Source organism: Nitrosomonas sp. Nm51 (assembly GCF_900111165.1).
Lineage (GTDB): Bacteria > Pseudomonadota > Gammaproteobacteria > Burkholderiales > Nitrosomonadaceae > Nitrosomonas.
Map to the genome: position 1 here is coordinate 18,690 of NZ_FOGH01000002.1, position 21,799 is coordinate 40,488.

15 protein-coding genes are annotated in these 21,799 nt (G+C 49.5%); 11 read left to right on the forward strand and 4 right to left on the reverse strand.

The genetic code is table 11. From position 1 onward, the window contains the following. Window positions 1-213 precede the first annotated feature (213 nt). Window positions 214-1,776: an AAA family ATPase gene (locus BMY60_RS01095; protein WP_218141593.1), complete on the forward strand. Its 1,563-nt coding sequence runs from the start codon at window positions 214-216 to the stop codon at window positions 1,774-1,776. 403 nt (window positions 1,777-2,179) lie between these two features. Further along, complete coding sequence (locus BMY60_RS01100; RefSeq protein WP_090330547.1) at window positions 2,180-4,939, forward strand: response regulator; 2,760 nt, start codon at window positions 2,180-2,182, stop codon at window positions 4,937-4,939. Window positions 4,940-5,953: 1,014 nt separating this feature from the next. On the opposite strand, the gene BMY60_RS01110 is transcribed toward BMY60_RS01100, so the two are convergent. Both BMY60_RS01110 and glnE read right to left on the reverse strand, forming a co-directional pair. Continuing rightward, window positions 5,954-6,451, reverse strand: coding sequence for a pilin (locus tag BMY60_RS01110; RefSeq protein WP_090330550.1), 498 nt, complete (start codon window positions 6,449-6,451; stop codon window positions 5,954-5,956). 142 nt (window positions 6,452-6,593) lie between these two features. Next, the gene (gene glnE / locus BMY60_RS01115; RefSeq protein WP_090330754.1) at window positions 6,594-9,398 is read right to left on the reverse strand and encodes a bifunctional [glutamate--ammonia ligase]-adenylyl-L-tyrosine phosphorylase/[glutamate--ammonia-ligase] adenylyltransferase; all 2,805 of its coding nucleotides are present in this window, start codon (window positions 9,396-9,398) and stop codon (window positions 6,594-6,596) included. A 125-nt stretch (window positions 9,399-9,523) separates the two neighbouring features. Between glnE and BMY60_RS01120 the strand changes: the two genes are divergently transcribed. The 9 genes from BMY60_RS01120 (at window position 9,524) to BMY60_RS01160 (ending at window position 19,412) form a co-directional block, all read left to right on the forward strand. Then, window positions 9,524-10,462 carry a carbon-nitrogen hydrolase family protein gene (locus BMY60_RS01120; RefSeq protein ID WP_256250613.1) on the forward strand — a complete coding sequence of 313 codons (939 nt, stop codon included), beginning with the start codon at window positions 9,524-9,526 and terminating at the stop codon, window positions 10,460-10,462. A gap of 59 nt (window positions 10,463-10,521) precedes the next feature. Next, entirely contained in the window at window positions 10,522-11,994 is a 1,473-nt protein-coding gene (gene tldD, locus BMY60_RS01125; RefSeq protein WP_090330551.1) for a metalloprotease TldD, read from the forward strand. Between the two features lie 64 nt (window positions 11,995-12,058). After that, window positions 12,059-13,762, forward strand: a complete 1,704-nt coding sequence (locus tag BMY60_RS01130; protein WP_090330553.1) for an acetolactate synthase 3 catalytic subunit — start codon at window positions 12,059-12,061, stop codon at window positions 13,760-13,762. Between the two features lie 5 nt (window positions 13,763-13,767). Continuing rightward, window positions 13,768-14,259, forward strand: a complete 492-nt coding sequence (ilvN, locus tag BMY60_RS01135; protein ID WP_090330554.1) for an acetolactate synthase small subunit — start codon at window positions 13,768-13,770, stop codon at window positions 14,257-14,259. A gap of 97 nt (window positions 14,260-14,356) precedes the next feature. Then, on the forward strand, window positions 14,357-15,373 hold the full coding sequence (ilvC, locus tag BMY60_RS01140) for a ketol-acid reductoisomerase (RefSeq protein ID WP_090330556.1): 1,017 nt from the start codon (window positions 14,357-14,359) through the stop codon (window positions 15,371-15,373). A gap of 62 nt (window positions 15,374-15,435) precedes the next feature. Beyond that, entirely contained in the window at window positions 15,436-16,083 is a 648-nt protein-coding gene (locus tag BMY60_RS01145) for a phosphatidylserine decarboxylase (RefSeq protein ID WP_090330557.1), read from the forward strand. A 118-nt stretch (window positions 16,084-16,201) separates the two neighbouring features. Further along, window positions 16,202-16,957, forward strand: coding sequence for a CDP-diacylglycerol--serine O-phosphatidyltransferase (gene pssA / locus BMY60_RS01150; RefSeq protein ID WP_090330559.1), 756 nt, complete (start codon window positions 16,202-16,204; stop codon window positions 16,955-16,957). A 435-nt stretch (window positions 16,958-17,392) separates the two neighbouring features. After that, a complete protein-coding gene (locus BMY60_RS01155; RefSeq protein ID WP_090330560.1) occupies window positions 17,393-18,925 on the forward strand; it encodes a 2-isopropylmalate synthase in 1,533 nt (510 codons plus the stop codon). A gap of 7 nt (window positions 18,926-18,932) precedes the next feature. Beyond that, window positions 18,933-19,412, forward strand: a complete 480-nt coding sequence (locus tag BMY60_RS01160) for a TlpA family protein disulfide reductase (protein WP_090330562.1) — start codon at window positions 18,933-18,935, stop codon at window positions 19,410-19,412. 24 nt (window positions 19,413-19,436) lie between these two features. On the opposite strand, the gene BMY60_RS01165 is transcribed toward BMY60_RS01160, so the two are convergent. Together BMY60_RS01165 and BMY60_RS01170 are read right to left on the reverse strand one after the other, a co-directional pair. Then, window positions 19,437-20,033, reverse strand: coding sequence for a lytic transglycosylase domain-containing protein (locus BMY60_RS01165; RefSeq protein WP_090330564.1), 597 nt, complete (start codon window positions 20,031-20,033; stop codon window positions 19,437-19,439). Continuing rightward, window positions 20,021-21,730: a proline--tRNA ligase gene (locus tag BMY60_RS01170; RefSeq protein ID WP_090330565.1), complete on the reverse strand. Its 1,710-nt coding sequence runs from the start codon at window positions 21,728-21,730 to the stop codon at window positions 20,021-20,023. The genes BMY60_RS01165 and BMY60_RS01170 overlap by 13 nt, the downstream gene beginning before the upstream one ends. Window positions 21,731-21,799 lie beyond the last annotated feature (69 nt).

A 21,799-nucleotide genomic window follows, 5' to 3' on the forward strand; every position in this document is an offset into this window, starting at 1 on the left:
TCAGATAAGGCTAGCCCGGGCTAGTCTGCCGCATCGATGACGGTTTAGGAAGAGGAGTCCATCCCACCGGGTTAATCCTGTGAATAATAAACAGTGCAGGGTCTGCGCAAGCTGCGGTTATTTCACTGATGGTTCGCTTTTATTACATAATCGTTCAAGATTTAACGGGCCAGAGTCGTTGCATGGGTATGATTGACTTTACGGTAAATAATGATGAACGAACCCGCCGAAATCAACGAATTTTCAGCCTTGCTGCGCGCCAGGGTGCCGTTGATCCTGATCGAGACACATGAAGAGCCGCGTATTCTGAAACTGCTGACACAGGCATCCAGTCTGGAAAATCAATTGATGATGCGGTGGAGTATCGTAGACGGGCTCGGCCGCGTTGCTGGAACAGGCGGCGGTACCGGTCAGTTTGCCGCCAGTGCAAATGGCGATCACGGTAAGGCTATTTATCAGACAAATGAATTGATTGACTGTCTGAGGCATATCGATAAGTCGTCTCAGAATGGCGTTTATGTCCTGTGCGACGCACACCCCGGATTCAAGGATGCCGTAGCGGTACGTCTGATTCGCGAGATCGCCATGGACCATGCAAGCTGTGCGCGTACACTGGTGTTCGTCAGCCCGGTGCTGGAAGATGTGCCTTCGGAGCTGCTGCGGCTGGCCGGACATTTCAAGCCGAAATTGCCGACACGTGACGATATCCGGTCGGTCGTTGTCAGCGAAGCACAGTTGTATCACACCCAAAACGGCGATAAAGTGCGCGGTGACCGCCGCACGGTTGATTTGCTGATTATGCATTTGCTCGGGCTTGAATTTGAAGACGTGCGCCGTCTGGTGCGTCAGGCGCTGCGCGCGGATGGAGAAATTAATCAGGACGATATTCGGCGCATTCTTACGATCAAACACAGGGCATTGGGAGGGGAAGGCGTACTGGGTTTCGAGGAGTCTTCATTCAAGTTTGACGCCATCGGCGGGCTGGTGCGCATGAAACACTGGGTGGCATTGCGTCAGAAACCGTTTCTGGATCCAAAGACCGCAGCGCTTGACCGGCCCAGGGGAATTTTACTGCTTGGCGTGATGGGTGGCGGCAAAAGTCTTGCCGCACGTGCGGTTGCGGGCGAGTGGAACATACCGCTGATGCGTCTGGATTTCGGCGCGATGTATAACAAGTTTTACGGCGAGAGCGAACGCAATCTGCGCGCCGCGCTGGCTGCTGCAGAGGGCATGGCGCCGTGCGTGCTGTGGATCGACGAACTTGAAAAGGGGCTGGGTGGAAACGGAGGCGAGCAGGACGGCGGCGTGTCGCGCCGCATACTGGGTACATTCCTGACCTGGCTGTCCGAACGCAGTAATGCGGCAAAGCCGGTGTTCATCGTGGCAACAGCGAACGATATTTCGACACTGCCGCCTGAACTTATTCGCAAAGGGCGTTTTGATGAAATCTTTTTTGTCGATTTTCCAAACACCGCGGCACGCGAACAGATTTTTACCATTCATTTGAAAAAGCGGGGTTTTGATCCGGCAGCATTCGATCTGGCTGCACTGGCCGCAAATGCCAGCAGCTTTTCAGGCGCCGAAATCGAACAGGCGGTGATTGCCGCTATTTTTGAAGCGGCAGCGCGCGATGGAGAGCATGCGCTGACTTCAACCGATGTTTTGCATGAGCTTGAACGCACGCGCCCGTTGTCCGTGGTGATGGCCGAACGGATCGGCAAACTGCGCGCATGGGCGCATGACAGGGCGGTATTGGCGGACGATCTGCACGATTGATCTGAGATCGGTATAAATAAGAAAGGGGCGAACAAATAAGCTGTAAACATCTGTTTACTTGTTCGCCAGTTTTTCTGGTGACCAGCCGGCATGCATATGCCGGGTCATTAGCTCAGCTTTGCGGCATCTATCCAGAGCCGCTTCACCACTTAATGTTTAACCAGGTATGCCGATATTGAACTGCGGGACTCAAGAATTCCGGAGGTTGTATTTAAAATGTTTTCGCTTAAATGATCTGTATCGAATTAGTTGAATATGTCAGTCAGGTGTCAATTCGGAACCGTTTCCATAAAAACAGTAAATGCTCAAAATGAATGCGGCCTGATTGCGGGTCGCCGGTAATACCTGATAGCAGCATCGAGGCAGACGATCCCCCAGTGAATAAATTTGCAGAAATTGAAAAATGAATCTATTGAACAAACATTCAGTTGCAGGCAAGTTGCTGCAGATTATTTTTATTAGTCTGCTGCTTCTGATACTGCTTGTTTTTATCCTGGTTGCGAACAACGAAATAAAAAGTTCGCTGCGTACCTCGGAGGACCAGCTTGCCGGCCTTGCAAGAGTAACGGCAAATAATTTGCAGGCATCGCTGGCTTTTAACGATCACGAGAGCGCTCAGGGTATTATTGAGTCCCTAAAGCAAATATCTTCTATTCTGAAAGCTACCGTTACTAATCAGGACGACCAGGTAATTGCGCAATTTGAAAACAACGAGGAAGACGGGCTTCCTGACTGGCTTCCTGTTCATGAGATAAATTTCGATCAGCCGGTAATCTTCGGGCAGGAACGCATAGGAAATCTGCAATTGCGATATGGGCTGGGAAGGATGTGGTCGCAATTAGGCGAGAACCTGGCTATATTTACTTCCATCGTGCTGGCGGTTTTCTTGCTGGCTGGCTTCATGGTGCGACGTATGACATCTAATGTCATACGGCCGATTACCAATTTGTCGGAGATAGCAAAAAAGGTTGCCGGTTCAAGGCAATACTCATTTCGCGTGATAAGGCAGACCAATACGGATGAAGTGAGCGTTTTGGTGGATACCTTCAACAAGATGCTTGATCAAATACAAAAAAGAGATAATGAGCTCGCACAGCATCAACTCCATCTCGAGCGTAAAATCGAAGAGCGCACCTTGGAATTACGTCTGGCGAAAGAAGCTGCGGAAGCGGCAAACAAAGCCAAATCTCAGTTTCTGGCTAATATGAGCCATGAGATCCGTACCCCGATGAATGGCGTGCTGGGTATGGCCGAATTACTATTGGAAACCCCGCTGAACGAAAAACAGCTTCGTTTTGTAAATACGCTGCATAATTCTGGCGAATCATTGCTTTCCATTATTAATGATATTCTCGATTTTTCCAAAATCGAGGCCGGGCGGTTCGAGCTGGAGGCTTTGGATTTCAATTTATACAAGTTGGCCGAAGAAGTGGTCGATCTTTTTTCTGAACGGGCTTACAGCAAGAAACTCGAACTGAACTACCGGATTGCGCCGGAAATTCCTGCGTGGGTCAGGGGCGACCCGACAAGAATAAAGCAAGTGCTGAGTAATCTTGTTGGGAACGCAATTAAATTTACAGAAGAAGGGGAAATCATAATTGATATCAGCCGGAAAGCAACTGCGGCCGATCCGGTGCAAACAAATAATGCCGGTTCTTTTTATATACGTTTTAATGTGCGCGATACCGGTATCGGTATCAGTGAAGATATCGTGCCATGCCTGTTTCAGGCTTTCTCGCAGGCCGATGATTCTACGACGCGTAAATACGGCGGAACGGGGTTGGGACTTGCGATCTCTAAACAACTGGTAGAGTTGATGGGGGGAGGTTGCATCCAGGTCAATAGCCGTGCCGGGGCAGGCAGCGAGTTTTCCTTTGCGCTGCCGTTTCAAGCTGCGCACAGTATGGAGTGCGCGGAGTCGGAGAAAGAAATTCCGGCATTACACGATATCCGGTTATTGATTGTCGAAGACAACGATACCAATCGGGACATTCTGCGAAATTACGCCCGGTCGTGGGGTATGCAAGTAGAAACGGCATCCAACGGAACCAATGCACTGGCGGCTTTAAGAAAAGCTGCGGCAATCCGGCAATCTTACGAATTAGTACTTATCGACATGAAAATGCCCGGCATGAGCGGACTTGAACTGGGGAAGCAGATCAAGGCTGATCCAGTATTGGCTCAGATACCGCTAATCATGCTCACTTCAACGGTTTTCAAAGGCGAGTCTGTATATGCAAAAGAAATAGGATTCGTGACATATGTGACAAAACCTATCCGGAAGACCGAATTGTTTCAATGCTTCAAGCTTGCGCTGGGAGGCAGTGATAGCAATGCTGCGCGGACTGAAAGTAAATCCGGTGCGCAGTCGAAGGCATTGTCAAAACTTGATTGCCGTGTATTACTGGTTGAAGATAACCCTGTCAATCAGGAAGTCGCGCTTTCAATGCTGAAAAGTTTTGGTTGCGAAGCTGATGTTGCCGGCAATGGCCTGGAAGCGCTTGAAACATTAAAACACAGAGAATATGACCTGGTGTTCATGGATTGTATGATGCCGGAAATGGATGGATACAGCGCCACCGGTGAAATCAGGCAGCGGCAGGCGGCAGGTCGGTTATCCGCATTTCCTGTCATTGCGTTAACCGCTAATGCTATCGAAGGTGACCGTGAGATGTGCCTGGCTGCCGGAATGGATGATTATTTAACCAAGCCTTTCAAGCCGGGGGATTTGCACAGCATACTTAAAAAATGGCTGCAACATCCTGACGCAGCCAATTCGGAAGCAGAAGATATACAGATACAGGTCGATGAATCCATTGTTTTTTCTAAAGCGCTGTTGTCTATTCAGCTACTTGAAGCGGATTATGGTAAAGAACTGCTCAGACAGGTGATTAAAACGTACCTCGCAAATGCCGGTAAATTAATGCAGGCACTTGAGAAAGCCTGGAACATGGGTGATCTGGAAGCAATTCAGATGACGTCTCATACACTTAAATCCAGTAGCGGACAGATCGGTGCCGATGATTTGGCAGAACTTTTTCGCAACGTGGAGAACGAAGCGCGCAGCCAGCGTTATGATGCTTCAGGCAGGACGCTGGCAAGTATTCAGGACCAATTTACCCAAACGTGTTCATCATTAACGGCTTATCTTGAGCAGCCTTAGTACTCTTTCAACTTGATATTGCCATGTACAGCGTTACCGTGGTGTTATGCAACAAGGCGAAGCACACAGGGAAGAGCTATTCCCTTTTCAAGTACTGCAACGCGGTTGCAGGACACCACGGTAACGCCCTGTGGGTGAGCTTGTCAGCATCCATGGACTGCGTTGTGTCTTTTGGCAATAGAACGGCTATTTCCTGCAAGACACGCTTTGCCATGAACGCTGACAAGTTCACTGAACACGGCAATATCAAGTTGAAAGAGTACTGGTCCTTTTCCAAAGGCGCATTAATCTGAAAGCATCATCATCCGTCATCGTAATCGATGACGATCCGCTGACCCGGCTAATCGCGGCAGTAAACTGCAGACAATCGGTCTGAATATTCTAAAAGCGGCAAGCGGTGAAGAAGGGTTGCGACTGTTTGATGAGAACAGAGCCGGCGCTGTATTGCCTGCCGCGGTTGAATCCTGAACGGTTCTTCGCCGCTCACGGCCAGCTCCCGCCAGCCGTTCATTTATCCCGATGCAGTTGTACCCGTGTTTTTTCCGTTCACCCGGTGCACAGTACGTACGGCATGATACCGTACAACATCGGGGTTGCCGGCATGATTGCTATGCTAAACATATTGTACTTGTACTAGAACGGCGTCTGACTGCAACCGCGTCAACCGGGTTGAAATGATTCACGCGAATCACCGGAGATTAAAATACGAAACCCCGCGAAATGTAACAATCCCGGCGGAGGCAACCAGAAAGGCCGGAGGTGGACTGGAGCAGGCCGGGTTGACGAAGTGTAACCCAACGTTAAAACGCAATCACGATATAACAATAGCCGGGATTTGAGTGAAACAATGGAATTGTGTGTACGAAATTCCGGGGAATGTGGAAATTACTCGGAATGCAAGAATGGCGGAAAAGCGTAGGCCCGATTACGGAAGCTAATCGGGCCTACGCAAGCTGTTGCATTTTAATACCATAAAAAAACACCCCGAAAGGAGTGTTTTGTAGAATTTTGTTTTTAGCAGATTGGGCCGGCTGCGCGCGTACGGCAACCCGCATTTGCGTTGTCAACAACCCAGGTAATCCTCCCATTAGCTGCAAGTGTTCCAATATATTGCATGGTATCAGCGGCTGTAATACCATTAACTACATTGGGTGTTGCGGTGAGTGTTGCTTGTTGAGCGGCAAGTGCAACGGTTACTTGAGTTGGGTTAAATGGACTTGTTGCGACATTAACACCGACTTGAGGAAAGCCTGCGTCAATAGCTTGTTGACTTGGTACGCCCGCAGCAACGCTTACATTACCATCAAAAGCACCGGCAGCATTACAAGTACCATCTTGCGCACATACTTCTACGGCTACTTTGTAAGGGGTGAGTCCGTTGATCACTTCAGTAAAGCGCGCTTTCAACGTGTAGTTCTGATAAGCAGGCACCGCAATTGCTGCCAGAATACCGATAATTGCCACGACGATCATCAATTCAATCAATGTAAAACCTTTTTGTGCTGTATGCATGTTTAAGTCTCCTAAAAGTTGGTTTTTTTCATTCCACACGGTGTGTGTGCTTTATTTAAAGCAGGAACCGTGCCAGTTTTTTGTCACCGCGGTTTTTTAACCTGGAATCTTCAGTTGTTGTAGCGATCAACTGATCTTAGGTTTAATTGCCGAAGACTTCGTTCCACAGTGCGGTGACGGCCAGACGGTCGTCGTTCAGCTGCGCGGTTTCGATGCGGTTGAGCGCCTGCGGCGCGTCGCCGGCCGCGGATGCGCCGGTCAGGCTGCCGTCGCTGTTGAGCCGCTGGCGGTGCTGGATGCGGCGGAATTCGCGGTAGGCGGCGCGGGATTTTTCCGCGTTTCCGGCCGAGATCAGGCCCAGTTTTGCAGCCAGTTTCAATAACGCGATGTTGCCGATGTTGCCGGTCAGTTCGGGGTATTGGTGGGCGTAATTCAGAACGAGAAACTGCACGATAAATTCCACGTCGATAATGCCACCGCGGTCGTGCTTGATATCGAACAGGTCGGTCTGGTTCGGGTGCGCGTCGCGCATTTTTTCGCGCATGGACAGGATTTCCTGTTTCAGCTGCTGACTGCCGCGGCGCTGGCAAAGTATTTCTTTGCGTGTGGATTCAAAGGCCTGTGCGACATTTTTTTCGCCGGCGACGCAACGTGCGCGGGTCAGCGCCTGATGCTCCCAGACCCATGCCTGGGTGTGCTGGTACTGCGAGAAGGCTTCGATGGAATGCACCCATAAGCCGCTGTTGCCGTTGGGCCTGAGCCGCAAATCGGTGGCATACAGCAGTCCGGCCGATGTCTGGCTGTTGAGCCAGGTATTGATGCTGTGCGCCAGTTTTGTATACGTTTCCGCGGCATCGGGGTGGTCGTCCTCATATAAAAAAACGATATCGAGGTCGGAGGCATAGCCGAGCTCCTTGCCGCCCAGCTTGCCGTAGCCGATGACGGCGAAGCGCGGCGTGTCCCGGTGCCGCTTTCTGAGGCCGTCCCAGGCCAGGGTCAGCACGGCTTCCAGAACCAGATCCGCCAGCGCTGTCAGATGATCGCTGAGTGTTTCCAGTTTGAGCGCGCCTTCCAGGTCGGTAACCAGCAGCCGGAACACCTGCGCATGCTGAAAGTGACGTAAATGGTCCATTTGCCAACCAATTACGTCACTTTTGGGTTTATTGATATGATTGAGCTGGCCGGCCAGTTCGTTTTTCAGCTTTTCCCAGTCCGGCAACGGATTGGGCTCCCGGTGCCGCAGCAGTTCATCGAGCAGAATCGGATGCCTGCTCAAATAATCGCTGGCCCATTGACTGATGCTGACAAGCTTGGCCAGGCGCGGCAATGTGTCCGGGTGTTCCAGCAGCAGTGTCAGGTAGGACGCCGGCGATGATTTTTGCGAACTGATGGCTTCCAGCAGTTTGAGCATGCGCTCGAGCGTGGTCTCCACGGGCGCGAGCCGCGCTATCGTCTCGATCAGGGCCGGCATCAGCATGCGGATTTTTTGCTGGCTGGTCTCGGGCAGTTGCTGGTAGAAGTGGCTTTGATGGAATTGCTGGACGCGTTCGGAGATTTTTGTGGGCTCGTCAAACCCCAGCGTGCTCAGTTGCGATGTGGCAGCCTCTTTTTGCGCCGCATTTTCCGGTTGGGGGTGCCACAGCTGCGACAAAATATCATGCGCAGGCGATTTTTTCGGCGCCGAAAAAATCAGTTCGAAATGACGGGAAACATGCATGCGGTGCACATCCAGTTGCTGCAGGAAATCTTCGTAATGCGCAAACCCCATTGCCGTTGCGATCAGCTGCCGGTCTTCCGGGTTTTGCGGCAGCGTCTGCGTTTGCTGGTCGTCAAGAAATTGCAGACGGTGCTCCAGTTTGCGCAGAAACCGGTAAGCATCAATCAGTTCCGTTACGGTCTGGACGGGCAGTTGCTGTTTTCGCTGCAGCTGCTGCAAAACGTCCAGTGTCGGACGGATGCACAGGCCGACGTCATGGCCGCCGCGTATCAGTTGAAAAACCTGCGTGATGAACTCAATTTCGCGAATGCCGCCCGGGCCCAGCTTGATGTTGTCGTGCATTTCACGCCGCTCCACTTCTTTGCGAAGTTGCCGGTGCAGGCTGCGCATCGATGCGTAAGCGCCGAAGTCAAGGTATTTGCGGAATACAAATGGTTTGACAATCTGCTCCATGAGCTTCGATTCATCGTCAGCGGCTGTATTTTCGGAAATGACGCGGCCTTTGATCCAGGCATGGCGTTCCCATTCGCGCCCCTGTGTCTGAAGATACTCGTTCAGCATGTCGAAACTGATGGCCAGCGGGCTGCATTCGCCATGCGGCCGCAGGCGCATATCGACTCTGAATACATAGCCGTCAACGGTATAATCGTTCAGGCTGGCGATTAGCTTGCGGCCAAGGCGCGCAAAAAATTCATGATTGGAAATGGATTTTTTGCCGTCGGTTTCCCCATCTTCCGGGTATACAAAGATCAGATCGACATCGGATGAAACATTAAGCTCACGGCCGCCGAGTTTGCCCATGGCGACAACCAGTAGTTGTTGCGACCGGCTGCTGTTTTTTCTTTTTGGCGTGCCGAAACGTTCGGGAACGGAAAGCCATTGTTCGTGATGTTGAAGCGCATAATTGATACTGAGTTCCGCCAGATCGGTCATGGTTGACATGACTTCGGGCAGATCGGCGCAGCCGCTGATATCACGGATGGCCAGGCGCGCTATGACCAGCCTGCGCAGTTTGCGCAAAATGCCGTTTAACCCGGCTTCGTCCTGAACTGCAATTCCGGTGTCGCGCTGCAAGAAATCCAGCATTTCGGTTCTTTGGAAAGGGCGGGACGCACCGGCGAGCAAAATATCTTTTTGCGACGGATCGCTGTTGATAATACGTTGCACATAGCGGCTAAACGAAACCGCTTGTTCAAAACGAATGGAAAATGTCGGGTCGCTTGCATTCATGGCGCTATTGTAACGCTTCAGGATGATTTCCGGTAAAACAGCGGCATTGGCTTGCGTGCCTGCATCGCATGACGATAAGGTAATTGAAAATAGAATCACGCCGGAGTAAGTGTTAGAATCAGCGTTTGGCGTGGAAAAACGCCCGAAAAGACGATACCGGAATTGCGTATAAAAAAGATAACGATAGAAATTGTTTGACCATGGTGAACGATCCAGCGAATTACAGTCACAGCCAAAGTGCATCTGCGTATGATGACGGTTTCTTTGCCGCGGCTATACAGATGGCGTCTGGACCCAGTGTTGATGCGAACCTGGAGGAAGCGGCGCGCCATATCGAAGATGCGGTTTCGCAGCAGGCAAGGCTTGTTGTTCTGCCCGAATATTTTTGCGTTATGGGGATGAAGGACACGGATAAACTGCTGGTGATGGAAGAGTTCGGCAATGGGCCGATTCAGAATTTTCTCAGCGAAACGGCAAAGCGTCTGGGCATATGGCTGGTCGGTGGATCTGTGCCGCTGGTTTCTCCTGACCCGGATAAAATCTACAATAGCTGTCTGGTATATGCAGATGACGGCAATCTGGCGGCCCGGTACGACAAAATTCATTTGTTTGGGTTGAGCATGGGACAGGAAAATTATGCAGAAGATAAAACCATCATGGCGGGGGATAAAGTTGTAACGCTGGATTCGCCTTTTGGCAGGATCGGGTTGTCAATCTGTTATGATCTGCGGTTTCCGGAACTCTACCGCAAGATGGCGGATGTGGACATTGTCCTTGCGCCCGCAGCGTTTACCGCAGTTACCGGTAAAGCGCACTGGGAAATACTGTTGCGCGCGCGGGCGATTGAAAACCTGGCTTACGTGATTGCGCCTGCGCAAGGCGGTTATCATGTCAACGGACGGGAAACCAATGGGGACAGTATGATTGTAGATCCCTGGGGAGTCGTTATGAAGCGCCTGCCGCGCGGATCAGGTGCAGTTGTGGCGAAGCTGGATCCGGAGTATCGGGCCCGGATACGCAAAAGCCTGCCCGCGCTCAAACATCGCAAGCTTAGTTATATGTAGACATGTCTGCGCATATAACAGGTACATGTTGAATTCAAACAAAACCAAATAGTGAGATCATGACTGGAACATCTGATTTTTTTGCCATAGCGGATAACTGCCTGTTATCACCCTATAATATCGATACCAATAGGCTGCAGCAGGTTTTCGGTCAGATATTGAAACATGAGATAGATTATGCAGATCTCTACTTTCAATACAGCCGTTCGGAAAGCTGGGTGCTGGAGGAAGGTATCGTCAAGTCCGGCAGTTTTAATATCGAGCAGGGTGTCGGCGTGCGGGCAATCAGCGGCGACAAAACAGCTTTTGCGTACTCGGATGATATCAGTATGGCAGCGTTGGAGTCGGCTGCCAGGGCGACGCGGGCCATTGCCAGCCAGGGTGGCGAGCAATCGGTAAAGGTGAGCCGAAGCAGCGGCGTCCAAGACCGGTCCTTGCTCTATTTGCCAGAAGATCCTTTGGCCAGTCTGAACGATTCAGACAAGGTTTCGGTACTTGAGAGGCTGGAAAGATATGCGCGCGCGCAGGATGCACGTGTGGTTCAGGTGATGGCGGCGCTGGCAGGTGAATACGAAGTCATTTTGGTGACCAGAAGTGATGGCATGCTTGCAGCCGATGTCAGGCCGCTTGTGCGTTTGTCGCTACAAGTGATTGCCGAGGAGAATGGACGCAGGGAACAGGGCGCGGCCGGTGGCGGCGGTCGCTTCGAGTATGATTATTTTTCAGATGCAATGTTGCGTGAATATGCGGCAAAAGCGGTGCATCAGGCAGTAATGAATCTCGAAGCGCGCGCGGCGCCGGCGGGTACCATGACAGTTGTGCTGGGTAGCGGCTGGCCAGGGATATTGCTGCATGAGGCGATCGGACACGGCCTGGAGGGCGATTTCAATCGCAAGGGGAGTTCGGCATTTTCCGGAAGGATTGGCCAGCGCGTTGCCGCGCCGGGCGTTACAGTGGTGGACGATGGAACGATTCCGCGCAGAAGAGGTTCGTTGAACATTGATGACGAAGGTAATCCTACGCAATGCACGACCCTCATCGAGGACGGTATACTCCGGGGCTATTTACAGGACAGTCTGAATGCACGTCTGATGAATCTGCCGGTTACGGGAAACGGACGCCGCGAATCGTTTGCCCATCTTCCAATGCCGCGTATGACGAATACCTATATGCATAATGGCGACCTGGAAGCGGAAGAGATTATTGCGTCCGTTAAAGACGGACTCTATGCCGTCAACTTCGGTGGCGGACAGGTCGATATTACCAGCGGCAAATTTGTTTTTTCCGCCGCAGAAGCTTACCGGATAGAAAATGGTAAGATTACTTACCCTGTGAAAGGCGCAACGCTGATAGGCAACGGGCCCGATGTGTTGACCCGCGTGTCCATGATCGGCAATGATCTGGCGCTGGATCCCGGTGTCGGCACGTGCGGAAAAGACGGGCAGAGTGTCCCTGTCGGCGTGGGACAGCCGACATTGCGGGTTGATGGGCTTACGGTGGGCGGTACAGGAGGCGGTACAGGAAATGGGTGACTGCCAATAAAACAATTAAAAATTTTTGATAGTTAACTGAATTTGATTTTGGGATGCAAACAGCATGAGTGAGGAATTAACCGGAGCGGAAATTACGATTCGCTGCCTGCAAGCGGAGGGTGTTGACTGTATTTTCGGCTATCCGGGCGGGGCGGTACTGTTTATTTATGATGAATTATTCAAGCAGAATAAAGTAAGGCACATTCTCGTCAGGCATGAGCAGGCTGCAGTGCATGCGGCCGATGGTTATGCGCGTTCCAGCAATAAAGTGGGCGTGGCGCTGGTGACATCGGGGCCGGGCGTAACCAATGCTGTTACCGGCATCGCAACAGCCTATATGGATTCGATACCCATGGTTGTGATCAGCGGACAGGTGCCAACCAATGCAATCGGACTGGATGCATTTCAGGAAGTGGATACCGTGGGCATTACACGTCCTTGTGTGAAGCATAATTTTCTGGTCAGCGATATCAGCGAATTGGCGATAACCATGAAAAAAGCCTTTTATATTGCGGCAACTGGCCGGCCGGGGCCGGTGCTGGTTGATATACCCAAGGATGTGACGCAGCAAAAAATGGTCTTTACATATCCGGAAAAAATCGCGATGCGCTCATATAACCCAGTCATCCGGGGTAATCCCAAACAAATCAAGAAAGCGGTCGAGCTGATATTGGGTTCACAAAGACCGGTCATTTATACCGGTGGCGGCATTATTCTCAGTGATGCGGCGAAACAGTTGACCGAGCTGACTAAAATGCTGAACTTTCCCTGCACCAATACACTGATGGGATTGGGTGGTTATCCGGCGACAGACAGGCAATTCATCGGCATGCTGGGCATGCACGGCACTTATGAAGCCAATATGGCGATGCAGTATTGTGATGTGTTAATCGCTATCGGAGCGCGTTTCGATGACCGTGTCATCGGCAATCCCAAACATTTTTTTAATGAAAGCCGTAAAATTATTCATATTGATATCGATCCGTCATCGATCTCAAAACGTGTGAAGGTCGATATTCCCATTGTGGGCAATGTGCCGGATGTGCTGAAGGAATTGATTAAACTGCTGAAAAGCACCAAGGAAGACCCGGACCAGACGGCATTAAACGAATGGTGGAAGCAGATTGAGTTATGGCGCGAACGCGACTGTCTCAAATTTGACAGGCAGAGCGACATTATCAAGCCGCAAATGGTGGTAGAAAAACTGTACGAAGTGACCAAGGGTGATGCTTTTGTAACGTCCGATGTTGGGCAGCATCAGATGTGGGCTGCGCAGTTCTACAAATTTGACAAGCCGCGGCGCTGGATTAATTCGGGGGGGCTGGGTACCATGGGTTTTGGAATGCCTGCCGCAATGGGTGTGCAGTTTGCCAATCCCAAAGGCAAGGTTGCGTGTATAACGGGTGAGGCCAGTATTCAAATGTGCATACAGGAATTATCGACGTGCAGACAATACAGACTGCCTTTAAAAATCGTTAATTTAAATAATCGTTATATGGGTATGGTCAGGCAGTGGCAGGAATTTTTTCACGGTAACCGTTATGCCGAGTCCTATATGGATGCATTACCCGACTTTATCAAACTTGCAGAAAGCTACGGTCACGTTGGCATGAGAATAGAACGGCCCGAAGATGTGGAGGGCGCGTTGCGGGAAGCATTCAAGCTGAAAGATCAGTTAGTGTTTTTAGACTTTATTACTGACCAGACTGAAAATGTTTTTCCAATGGTGCCGGGTGGCAAAGGTCTTTCAGAAATGATTCTGGTATAAAAGAAATGCGACATATTATTTCACTGTTAATGGAAAATGAAGCGGGTGCTTTATCCCGCGTGGCGGGCCTGTTTTCCGCCCGTGGATACAATATTGAATCGCTTTCGGTGGCGCCTACCGAAGACCCGACATTATCACGAATGACACTGGTGACGTCGGGTTCGGACGAAGTAATCGAACAGGTAACGAAGCAGTTAAACAAATTGATCGAAGTTGTAAAGGTGATTGATTTAATTGATGGCAATCATATCGAGCGGGAACTGATGCTGGTGAAAATAAGGGCGACCGGCGCCGATCGCGATGAAATTAAACGGCTGGCCGATATTTTTCGCGGTTGTATCATCGATGTAACGGATAAGTCGTATACGATTGAGCTAACGGGGACGAGTTCCAAACTGGATGCATTTCTGGGAGCTATCGACAATAGCGCTGTTTTGGAAACGGTCAGAACGGGCGCATCAGGCATCGGGCGCGGAGATTGGGTTTTAAAGGTATAATCCGGGTTTATCCATAACAATTGATGGTTTGGTATTCGCGATCAGAAACGGTTTGTCTTGCTTTTTCTGGTTACAATTAATTATCTAAAGGGAAATAATGAAAGTTTTTTACGATAAAGATGCGGATTTATCTTTGATTAAACAGAAAAAAGTAACCATTGTCGGATATGGCTCGCAAGGACATGCACATGCAAATAACCTGAGTGAATCCGGTGTCCAGGTAACCGTCGGCTTGCGTAAAGGCGGAGCATCCTGGGGCAAGGCTGAAAACGCCGGGCTTAACGTCAGGGAGGTGGCTGAGTCAGTTAACGATGCGGATGTGGTCATGGTGTTATTGCCCGACGAACAGATGGCCTCCGTTTATGTCAATGAAATTGAACCCGGATTAAAACATAATGCGACATTGGCTTTTGCGCACGGGTTTAACATTCATTATGGTCAAATAGCGCCGCGCGATGATCTGGATGTGATCATGATCGCTCCAAAAGGTCCGGGTCATCTGGTGCGTTCGACGTATCTGCAAGGCGGCGGTGTTCCGTCGCTCATTGCGGTACATCAGGATAAATCCGGCCAAGCGCGTGATGTTGCACTGTCTTATGCCGCCGCAAATGGCGGTACCCGGGGCGGTGTTATTGAAACAAGTTTCCGTGAAGAAACAGAAACGGATTTGTTCGGTGAGCAGGTTGTGTTATGTGGTGGATTGACAGCGCTGATTCAAACCGGTTTCGAGACGCTGGTAGAAGCAGGTTATGCGCCAGAAATGGCTTATTTCGAGTGTCTGCACGAAGTAAAATTAATTGTGGATCTGATTTACGAGGGTGGAATTGCCAATATGCGCTATTCGATTTCGAACAATGCGGAGTATGGCGATATTTCTAGAGGACCGCGTATCATTACCGATGAAACGCGTGCCGAAATGCGCGATATTCTGCGTCAGATTCAGACCGGCGAGTATGCCCGCGAATTTATCCTCGAAAACCAATCCGGTGCGCCGATGCTGAAATCCAGCAGACGTCTTGCGTCAGAACATCAAATTGAACAAGTGGGGGCTCAATTGCGCGGCATGATGCCCTGGATCAAAAAAAATCAGCTGGTCGATCAGGGCAAGAACTGATTCAGTGTGTTGCGATCATTAACGATTATCCATGTTTTTCTATTCTTTCTTAATTTAATAACATGCCAAACTATCCGCATCCACTGATTGCCAGAGAGGGCTGGTTTTTTATTGCGATTGCATTTTTAATTGCTCTGCTGGTAAACATCTACGCCGGTTTTATCTGGGCGGTGTTTTTTTGGCTAGCAGCCGTTTTTGTTCTGCAATTTTTTCGTGATCCGCCACGCGATGTGCCCACGATTCCCAACGCCGTTTTATCACCGGCTGATGGCAGGATAGTGGCGGTAGAGTCCGTGCATGATCCGTATTTAAAACGAGACGCTGTTAAGGTCAGTGTGTTTATGAATGTTTTCAATGTGCATTCCAACCGCAGCCCGGTCGATGGCGATGTGCGCGATAAATGGTATTTTCCGGGTAAATTTATAAACGCCGATTTACCCAAGGCTTCTCTGGAAAATGAGCGTAATGCATTATGGATTAAGACTGGTGACGGTTCGGATGTAACCTGCGTTCAGGTGGCGGGACTCATTGCCAAACGAATTTTATGCAATGTGGCGCCGGGAGACCATCTCGCACGCGGTCAACGGTTTGGTTTTATCCGCTTTGGTTCTCGTGTGGATGTTTATCTTCCGCCCGGTACCAGAATAAATGTCAATATTGGAGATAAGGTATACGCGACGACGACAGTGCTGGCTGAATTGAGAAAATAAAAAATAAGGCAATATCATATGGGTAAAGTGCTGGTTTTTTAAATCGTACGGTTTTGATTTTGATCTGCGTGATAACTGGTGGAACAATTTTATTTTATTTTTCTGGAAAATCGCACCCATGTCTGAATCTCAGCCGGAGTCTGCCTTGACGCAATCACGTTTACGCCGCCGTGGGATTTATCTGCTACCAAATCTGTTTACAACAGCAGCGTTATTTGCAGGCTTTTATGCAATTATTCAGGCAATTAACGGAAATTTCGAGCATTCTGCAATTGCCGTTTTTATCGCGATAATACTTGATGGTTTGGATGGCCGGGTCGCAAGAATGACACATACGCAAACTGAGTTTGGCGCCGAATACGACAGTATATCCGACATGGTTTCGTTCGGTGTTGCGCCGGCGCTGATTATGTACGAATGGGCGTTAAAGGAGACGGGGCAGCTGGGCTGGATTGCGGCATTCATTTACTGTGCCTGTGCGGCATTGAGACTGGCTCGCTTTAATGCCAATATTCACGTTATCGACAAACGTTTTTTTCAGGGACTGCCAAGTCCGGCAGCTGCTGCATTGATGGCTGGTTTGGTATGGGTAATGCTGGATTTTCAAATTGCAGGAACGGATATCAAGTGGCTTGTATTGATCGTAACACTTTTTGCCGGCTTGACCATGGTCAGTAACATACCATTTCACAGTGGCAAGGATATCAACCTGAAGAAAAGAGTGCCTTTTGTCACGATTTTATTGTTGATGCTGTTCTTTTTTGTGTTAATTCCGAGTCATCCGCCCTTGGTGTTATTCTGCCTGTTCGCAGGTTATGCGCTGTCAGGTTATTTAATAAAAGTGTGGCGGTTTGGCAAGAACAGAAAATCCTAGTACGCTATCAGTATGATATTGCCAGGTGCGGCGTTACCGTGGCGTTATGCACAGCACGCAGCAGGGAAGGGCTGCTCCCTTTTCAAATACTGTAACGCAGTTGCAGAACACCACGGTAGCGCCCTGTGGGTGAGCTTGTCAGCGTCCATGGCCTGCGTTGCGTCTTTTGACAATAGAACGACTATTGCCTGCAAGACACCCCTAACTATTGCACAAAATAAAAAAACTATTTATATTATGGCATTATGTTGACCATATCATATGCTTTTCCTTATTATTTTCTTGCTGCGTTGCCATGTTCAATGGAAACGGGGCGACTGCTGCGCCTTGCGCGCTGAATATCTAGAATCTCATCCCTTTTTAGTTTCCAAGTTATAAAACCCGACACAGGTTTTATATTCCGATACGATGTTTCTTCCAGAAGTGGAGTGATAGATGCAAGAACAATTAATTATTTTTGATACGACCCTGCGTGATGGTGAGCAGAGTCCTGGCGCTTCAATGACCAAAGAGGAAAAGGTGCGCATCGCCTGGCAGTTGGAGCGCATGGGGGTAGATGTGATTGAGGCGGGCTTTCCCGCAGCGTCTAACGGTGATTTTGAGGCTGTAAAGGCTGTTGCCGAATCGGTCAGGGAGAGTACTGTTTGCGGTCTGGCGCGTGCTGTAGAAGCGGATATCAGACGAACGGGTGATGCGCTTGACAATACCGGTCCTTCGCGTATCCATACCTTTATAGCAACGTCGCCCATTCATATGAAAAATAAATTGCGCATGTCGCCGGATCAGGTGATTGAGCAAGCGGTTAAAGCAATCAAATGGGCTAGTGAATATACCGACAATATTGAATTTTCTCCGGAAGACGCGGGACGCTCCGAGATTGATTTTTTATGTAGGATAATTGAAAAAGTCATTGGGGCAGGCGCTAAAACGGTTAATATTCCGGACACTGTCGGCTATACCATGCCGGAGCAATTCGGTAAATTGATCCGCACCCTGCGAGAACGGATACCTAATTCTGACCAAGCTGTATTTTCTGTACATTGTCATAATGATCTTGGACTCGCTGTGGCAAATTCTTTGTCAGCTGTCATGAATGGAGCGCGCCAGGTTGAATGTACCATCAATGGACTTGGTGAGCGGGCAGGTAACGCATCATTGGAAGAAATTGTGATGGCTGTGCGAACGCGGCAGGATTACTTTCCTTGCGATACAAAAATTGATGCCAAGCATATTGTGCCTGCCAGCAAGCTGGTTTCAGGTATTACGGGCTTTCCAGTTCAGCCTAATAAGGCGATTGTTGGTGCCAACGCATTTGCGCATGAATCCGGTATCCATCAGGATGGTGTATTGAAACACCGCGAAACCTATGAAATTATGCGGGCGGAAGATGTGGGCTGGGGCGCCAATAAATTGCTGCTGGGTAAACATTCTGGCCGCAACGCATTCCGCAGCCGTTTAAAAGAACTTGGTATCGAACTCGAATCCGAGGAAGTACTGAATAATACCTTTATGCGGTTCAAGGAATTGGCGGATAAAAAGCATGAGATATTCGATGAAGATCTGCAAGCATTGGTGTCGGACGAAGTACTTGTATTGCAGGAGCGTTATCGTTTACTGTCTTTAAAGATACGGTGTGAAACGGGTGAAGTTCCCTATGCATGTATTGTGATCTCCGATCATGGCAATGAAATGCAGGCTGAATCGGAAGGCAGCGGTCCGGTCGATGCAACGTTTTGTGCTGTAGAAAAGCTGTTGAAAAGCGGAGCACAGCTTCAACTGTTTTCAGTTAACAATATTACCAGTGGAACCGATGCGCAGGGGGAAGTGACTGTGCGTCTGCAAAAATCCGGCCGTATCGTCAATGGGCATGGTGCGGATACCGATATTGTTGTGGCGTCTGCAAAGGCTTATTTGAGCGCCCTGAATAAATTGCACGGTCAACTGGAGCGCGCGCATCCGCAGGTCTGATAAGCACATGAATTTTAATGGATTGTTTCGATTAATATCAAAGCAAAAATTACGCTTTTCCACCGGTATCCTGTTACTGGTAATTACGGTGGGGGCGCAGGCATTCCGGTTCCAGGATACAGATGGAAAAATACATACGCTGGCGGACTACAAGGGGCGATGGGTTATCGTCAATTTTTGGGCAACTTGGTGTCCTCCCTGTCTGGAGGAAATTCCCGACTTAATCGCATTGTATGAGAGCCGTGACGATGTCATGGTGATAGGTGTTGCCATGGAATTTACGGATCCGGATGTGGTGACGGCGTTCGCGCAATCCATGTCGATTACCTATCCAACAGTGCTCGGCAACAGGCGAATAGCTTCGCAGCTTGATGAGATTTCGCTGTTGCCGAGCACGTATTTTTTTGATCCGGAAGGTAAACCGGCTGCGCGGCAACAGGGCATTGTAACGCGCGAGAGTATTGAGGCGTTTATCAGCACAAGATAATGTGCTTGCCGAAAATGGCGGGCGTTACACGGCGGGTTGAGAATAATGCCAGGTGCCGTGTAGTATATCAAATACAAGCTGCGGGTAGGTGGCTTGTCCTAGGCTGCCATTGTAGCGTCCAAGGGCGCGGAAATAGTCACCGTTTTCTTTGTTGAGATAATGCCTGAGAATCATGCAGCCGTATCTTAAGTTGACGCGCAGATGAAACAAATTATGCTTTTCGTCTCCGATGGTTTCAATCCAGAATGGCATGATCTGCATATATCCCCGTGCACCGGCATGGGATATGGCGTATTTTCTAAAACCGCTTTCAACTTGAATGACACTGAGAACGAGCTGAGGATCAAGCCCTGCACGCGCTGCTTCATAGTAAACTGTTCGTAAAAACGATTCACGTTCGCTTTGATCCGGCTTAAAACGTTTGAGACGTTCACTCATAACTGACAACCACGCATTATCAGTTACCAGCCTGGCATATTCCTGATGGGTCACCGCAATGTCATTGATATCCGCTTGTGTAAATATTTGCGTGCTGATGATCAGGTGTTCATAACGCTGAACGTTTGAATATGCCGTAATTGGAAGCAGTAAAAATAAGAGAACAGCTGTCAATTGATACATAGTTTTGCCTCGATAAACGTGTTGATTTCATCCAGGGCCACCGTTTGCGCATCTCGATCAGTGCGTCCTTTGTATTCAACGCATGACTGTTTTAATCCGCGATCGCTGACGACGATGCGATGAGGTATGCCGATTAGCTCCATGTCGGCGAACATGACGCCCGGCCGCTCATTGCGGTCATCCAGCAACACATCTATTTTTGCGTCTGAAAAAAAAGTGTAGAGTCTTTCGGTTTCGGACCGTACCTGCTCATTTTTATGCATGCCGATTGGAATGATAACCAGTTGAAACGGTGCCATGGATACTGGAAAAATAATACCGTGATCATCGTAATTTTGCTCTATTGCCGCGGCGACGATGCGGGAAATACCAATGCCATAACAACCCATTTCAAGATTTTGGGTCTGTCCGTGCTCATTTAGATAGTGTGCTTTCATCATCGCCGAATACTTTGTGCGCAGTTTGAAAATATGTCCAACCTCGATTCCCCGGCATATTTCCAGAATACCTTTGCCGTCAGGTGATAGCTCGCCCGCAGTTACATTGCGGATGTCGAATACAAACTCCGGTTTTTCAAGATCCCGGCCAAAATTGGCGTGCGTGAAATGATAACCTTCCTCATTGGCGCCGCAGACGAAATTATTCATCTGCATGACCGCCGCATCTGCGATAACTACAGTTTTTAATCCCACAGGACCGATGTAGCCCGGCATTGTGCCGGTTTCATCCAGGATAGTCTGTTCACTGGCCATTGAAAAATCGGCTAAAAAAGGGATTTTACGGACTTTGAGTTCATTGAGCTGATGATCGCCGCGCAGCAACAATAAGTACAGCGTGTTATTGGCTGTGACGGCGAGCGTTTTAACCGTTTTTTGTAACGGGATGCCGAGAAAACCAGCCACTTCGGCGCAAGTCTTTTGATTCGGTGTGGATACTTTCTGTAGCTCGCCGGCGGGACCTTCAGGTGGAGCGGCCGGTAATCGGGATGTGGCGAGTTCTATATTGGCCGCATAGTCCGATTCCGGGCAGAATACAATGGCATCTTCACCCGATTCGGCCAACACGTGAAATTCGTGTGAGCCGCTGCCTCCAATAGCACCCGGATCGGCGGATACTGAGCGAAAATCCAACCCCAGACGGGTAAATATCCGGTTGTAGGTTTCATGCATTAATTGATAGGTTTCATCCAGACTGTCGGCATCAGCATGAAAAGAATAAGCGTCTTTCATCAAGAATTCGCGCGCGCGCATGACGCCAAAACGCGGCCGGATTTCATCGCGGAATTTTGTTTGTATTTGGTAAAAGTTGAGCGGCAGTTGGCGGTAGCTGCTGATTTCACGGCGGGCAATATCGGTTATAATTTCTTCATGGGTTGGGCCAAAACAGAAATCATGGTCATGGCGGTCCTTGATCTTCAGCATTTGCGGACCGAAAACATCCCATCTTCCCGTCTCTTGCCACAATTCGGCTGGCTGTATTGCCGGCATGAGCAGTTCAATAGCGCCACTCCGGTTCATTTCCTCGCGGACAATCGATTCAATTTTTCGTAAAACTCTTAAACCGATAGGCAACCAAGTATATAAACCACTGCCCAGCCGTTTAATCAATCCTGCGCGCAGCATCAGCTTGTGACTGATGAGTTCAGCTTCCGCAGGTGCCTCTTTAAGCGTAGAAATAAAAAATTGCGAGACGCGCATGCCAGATTCCATTATGATTAAAAGGGAAGCAATTCTACCTTGAATTCTTTTTTCAAGTGTGATTTAGTC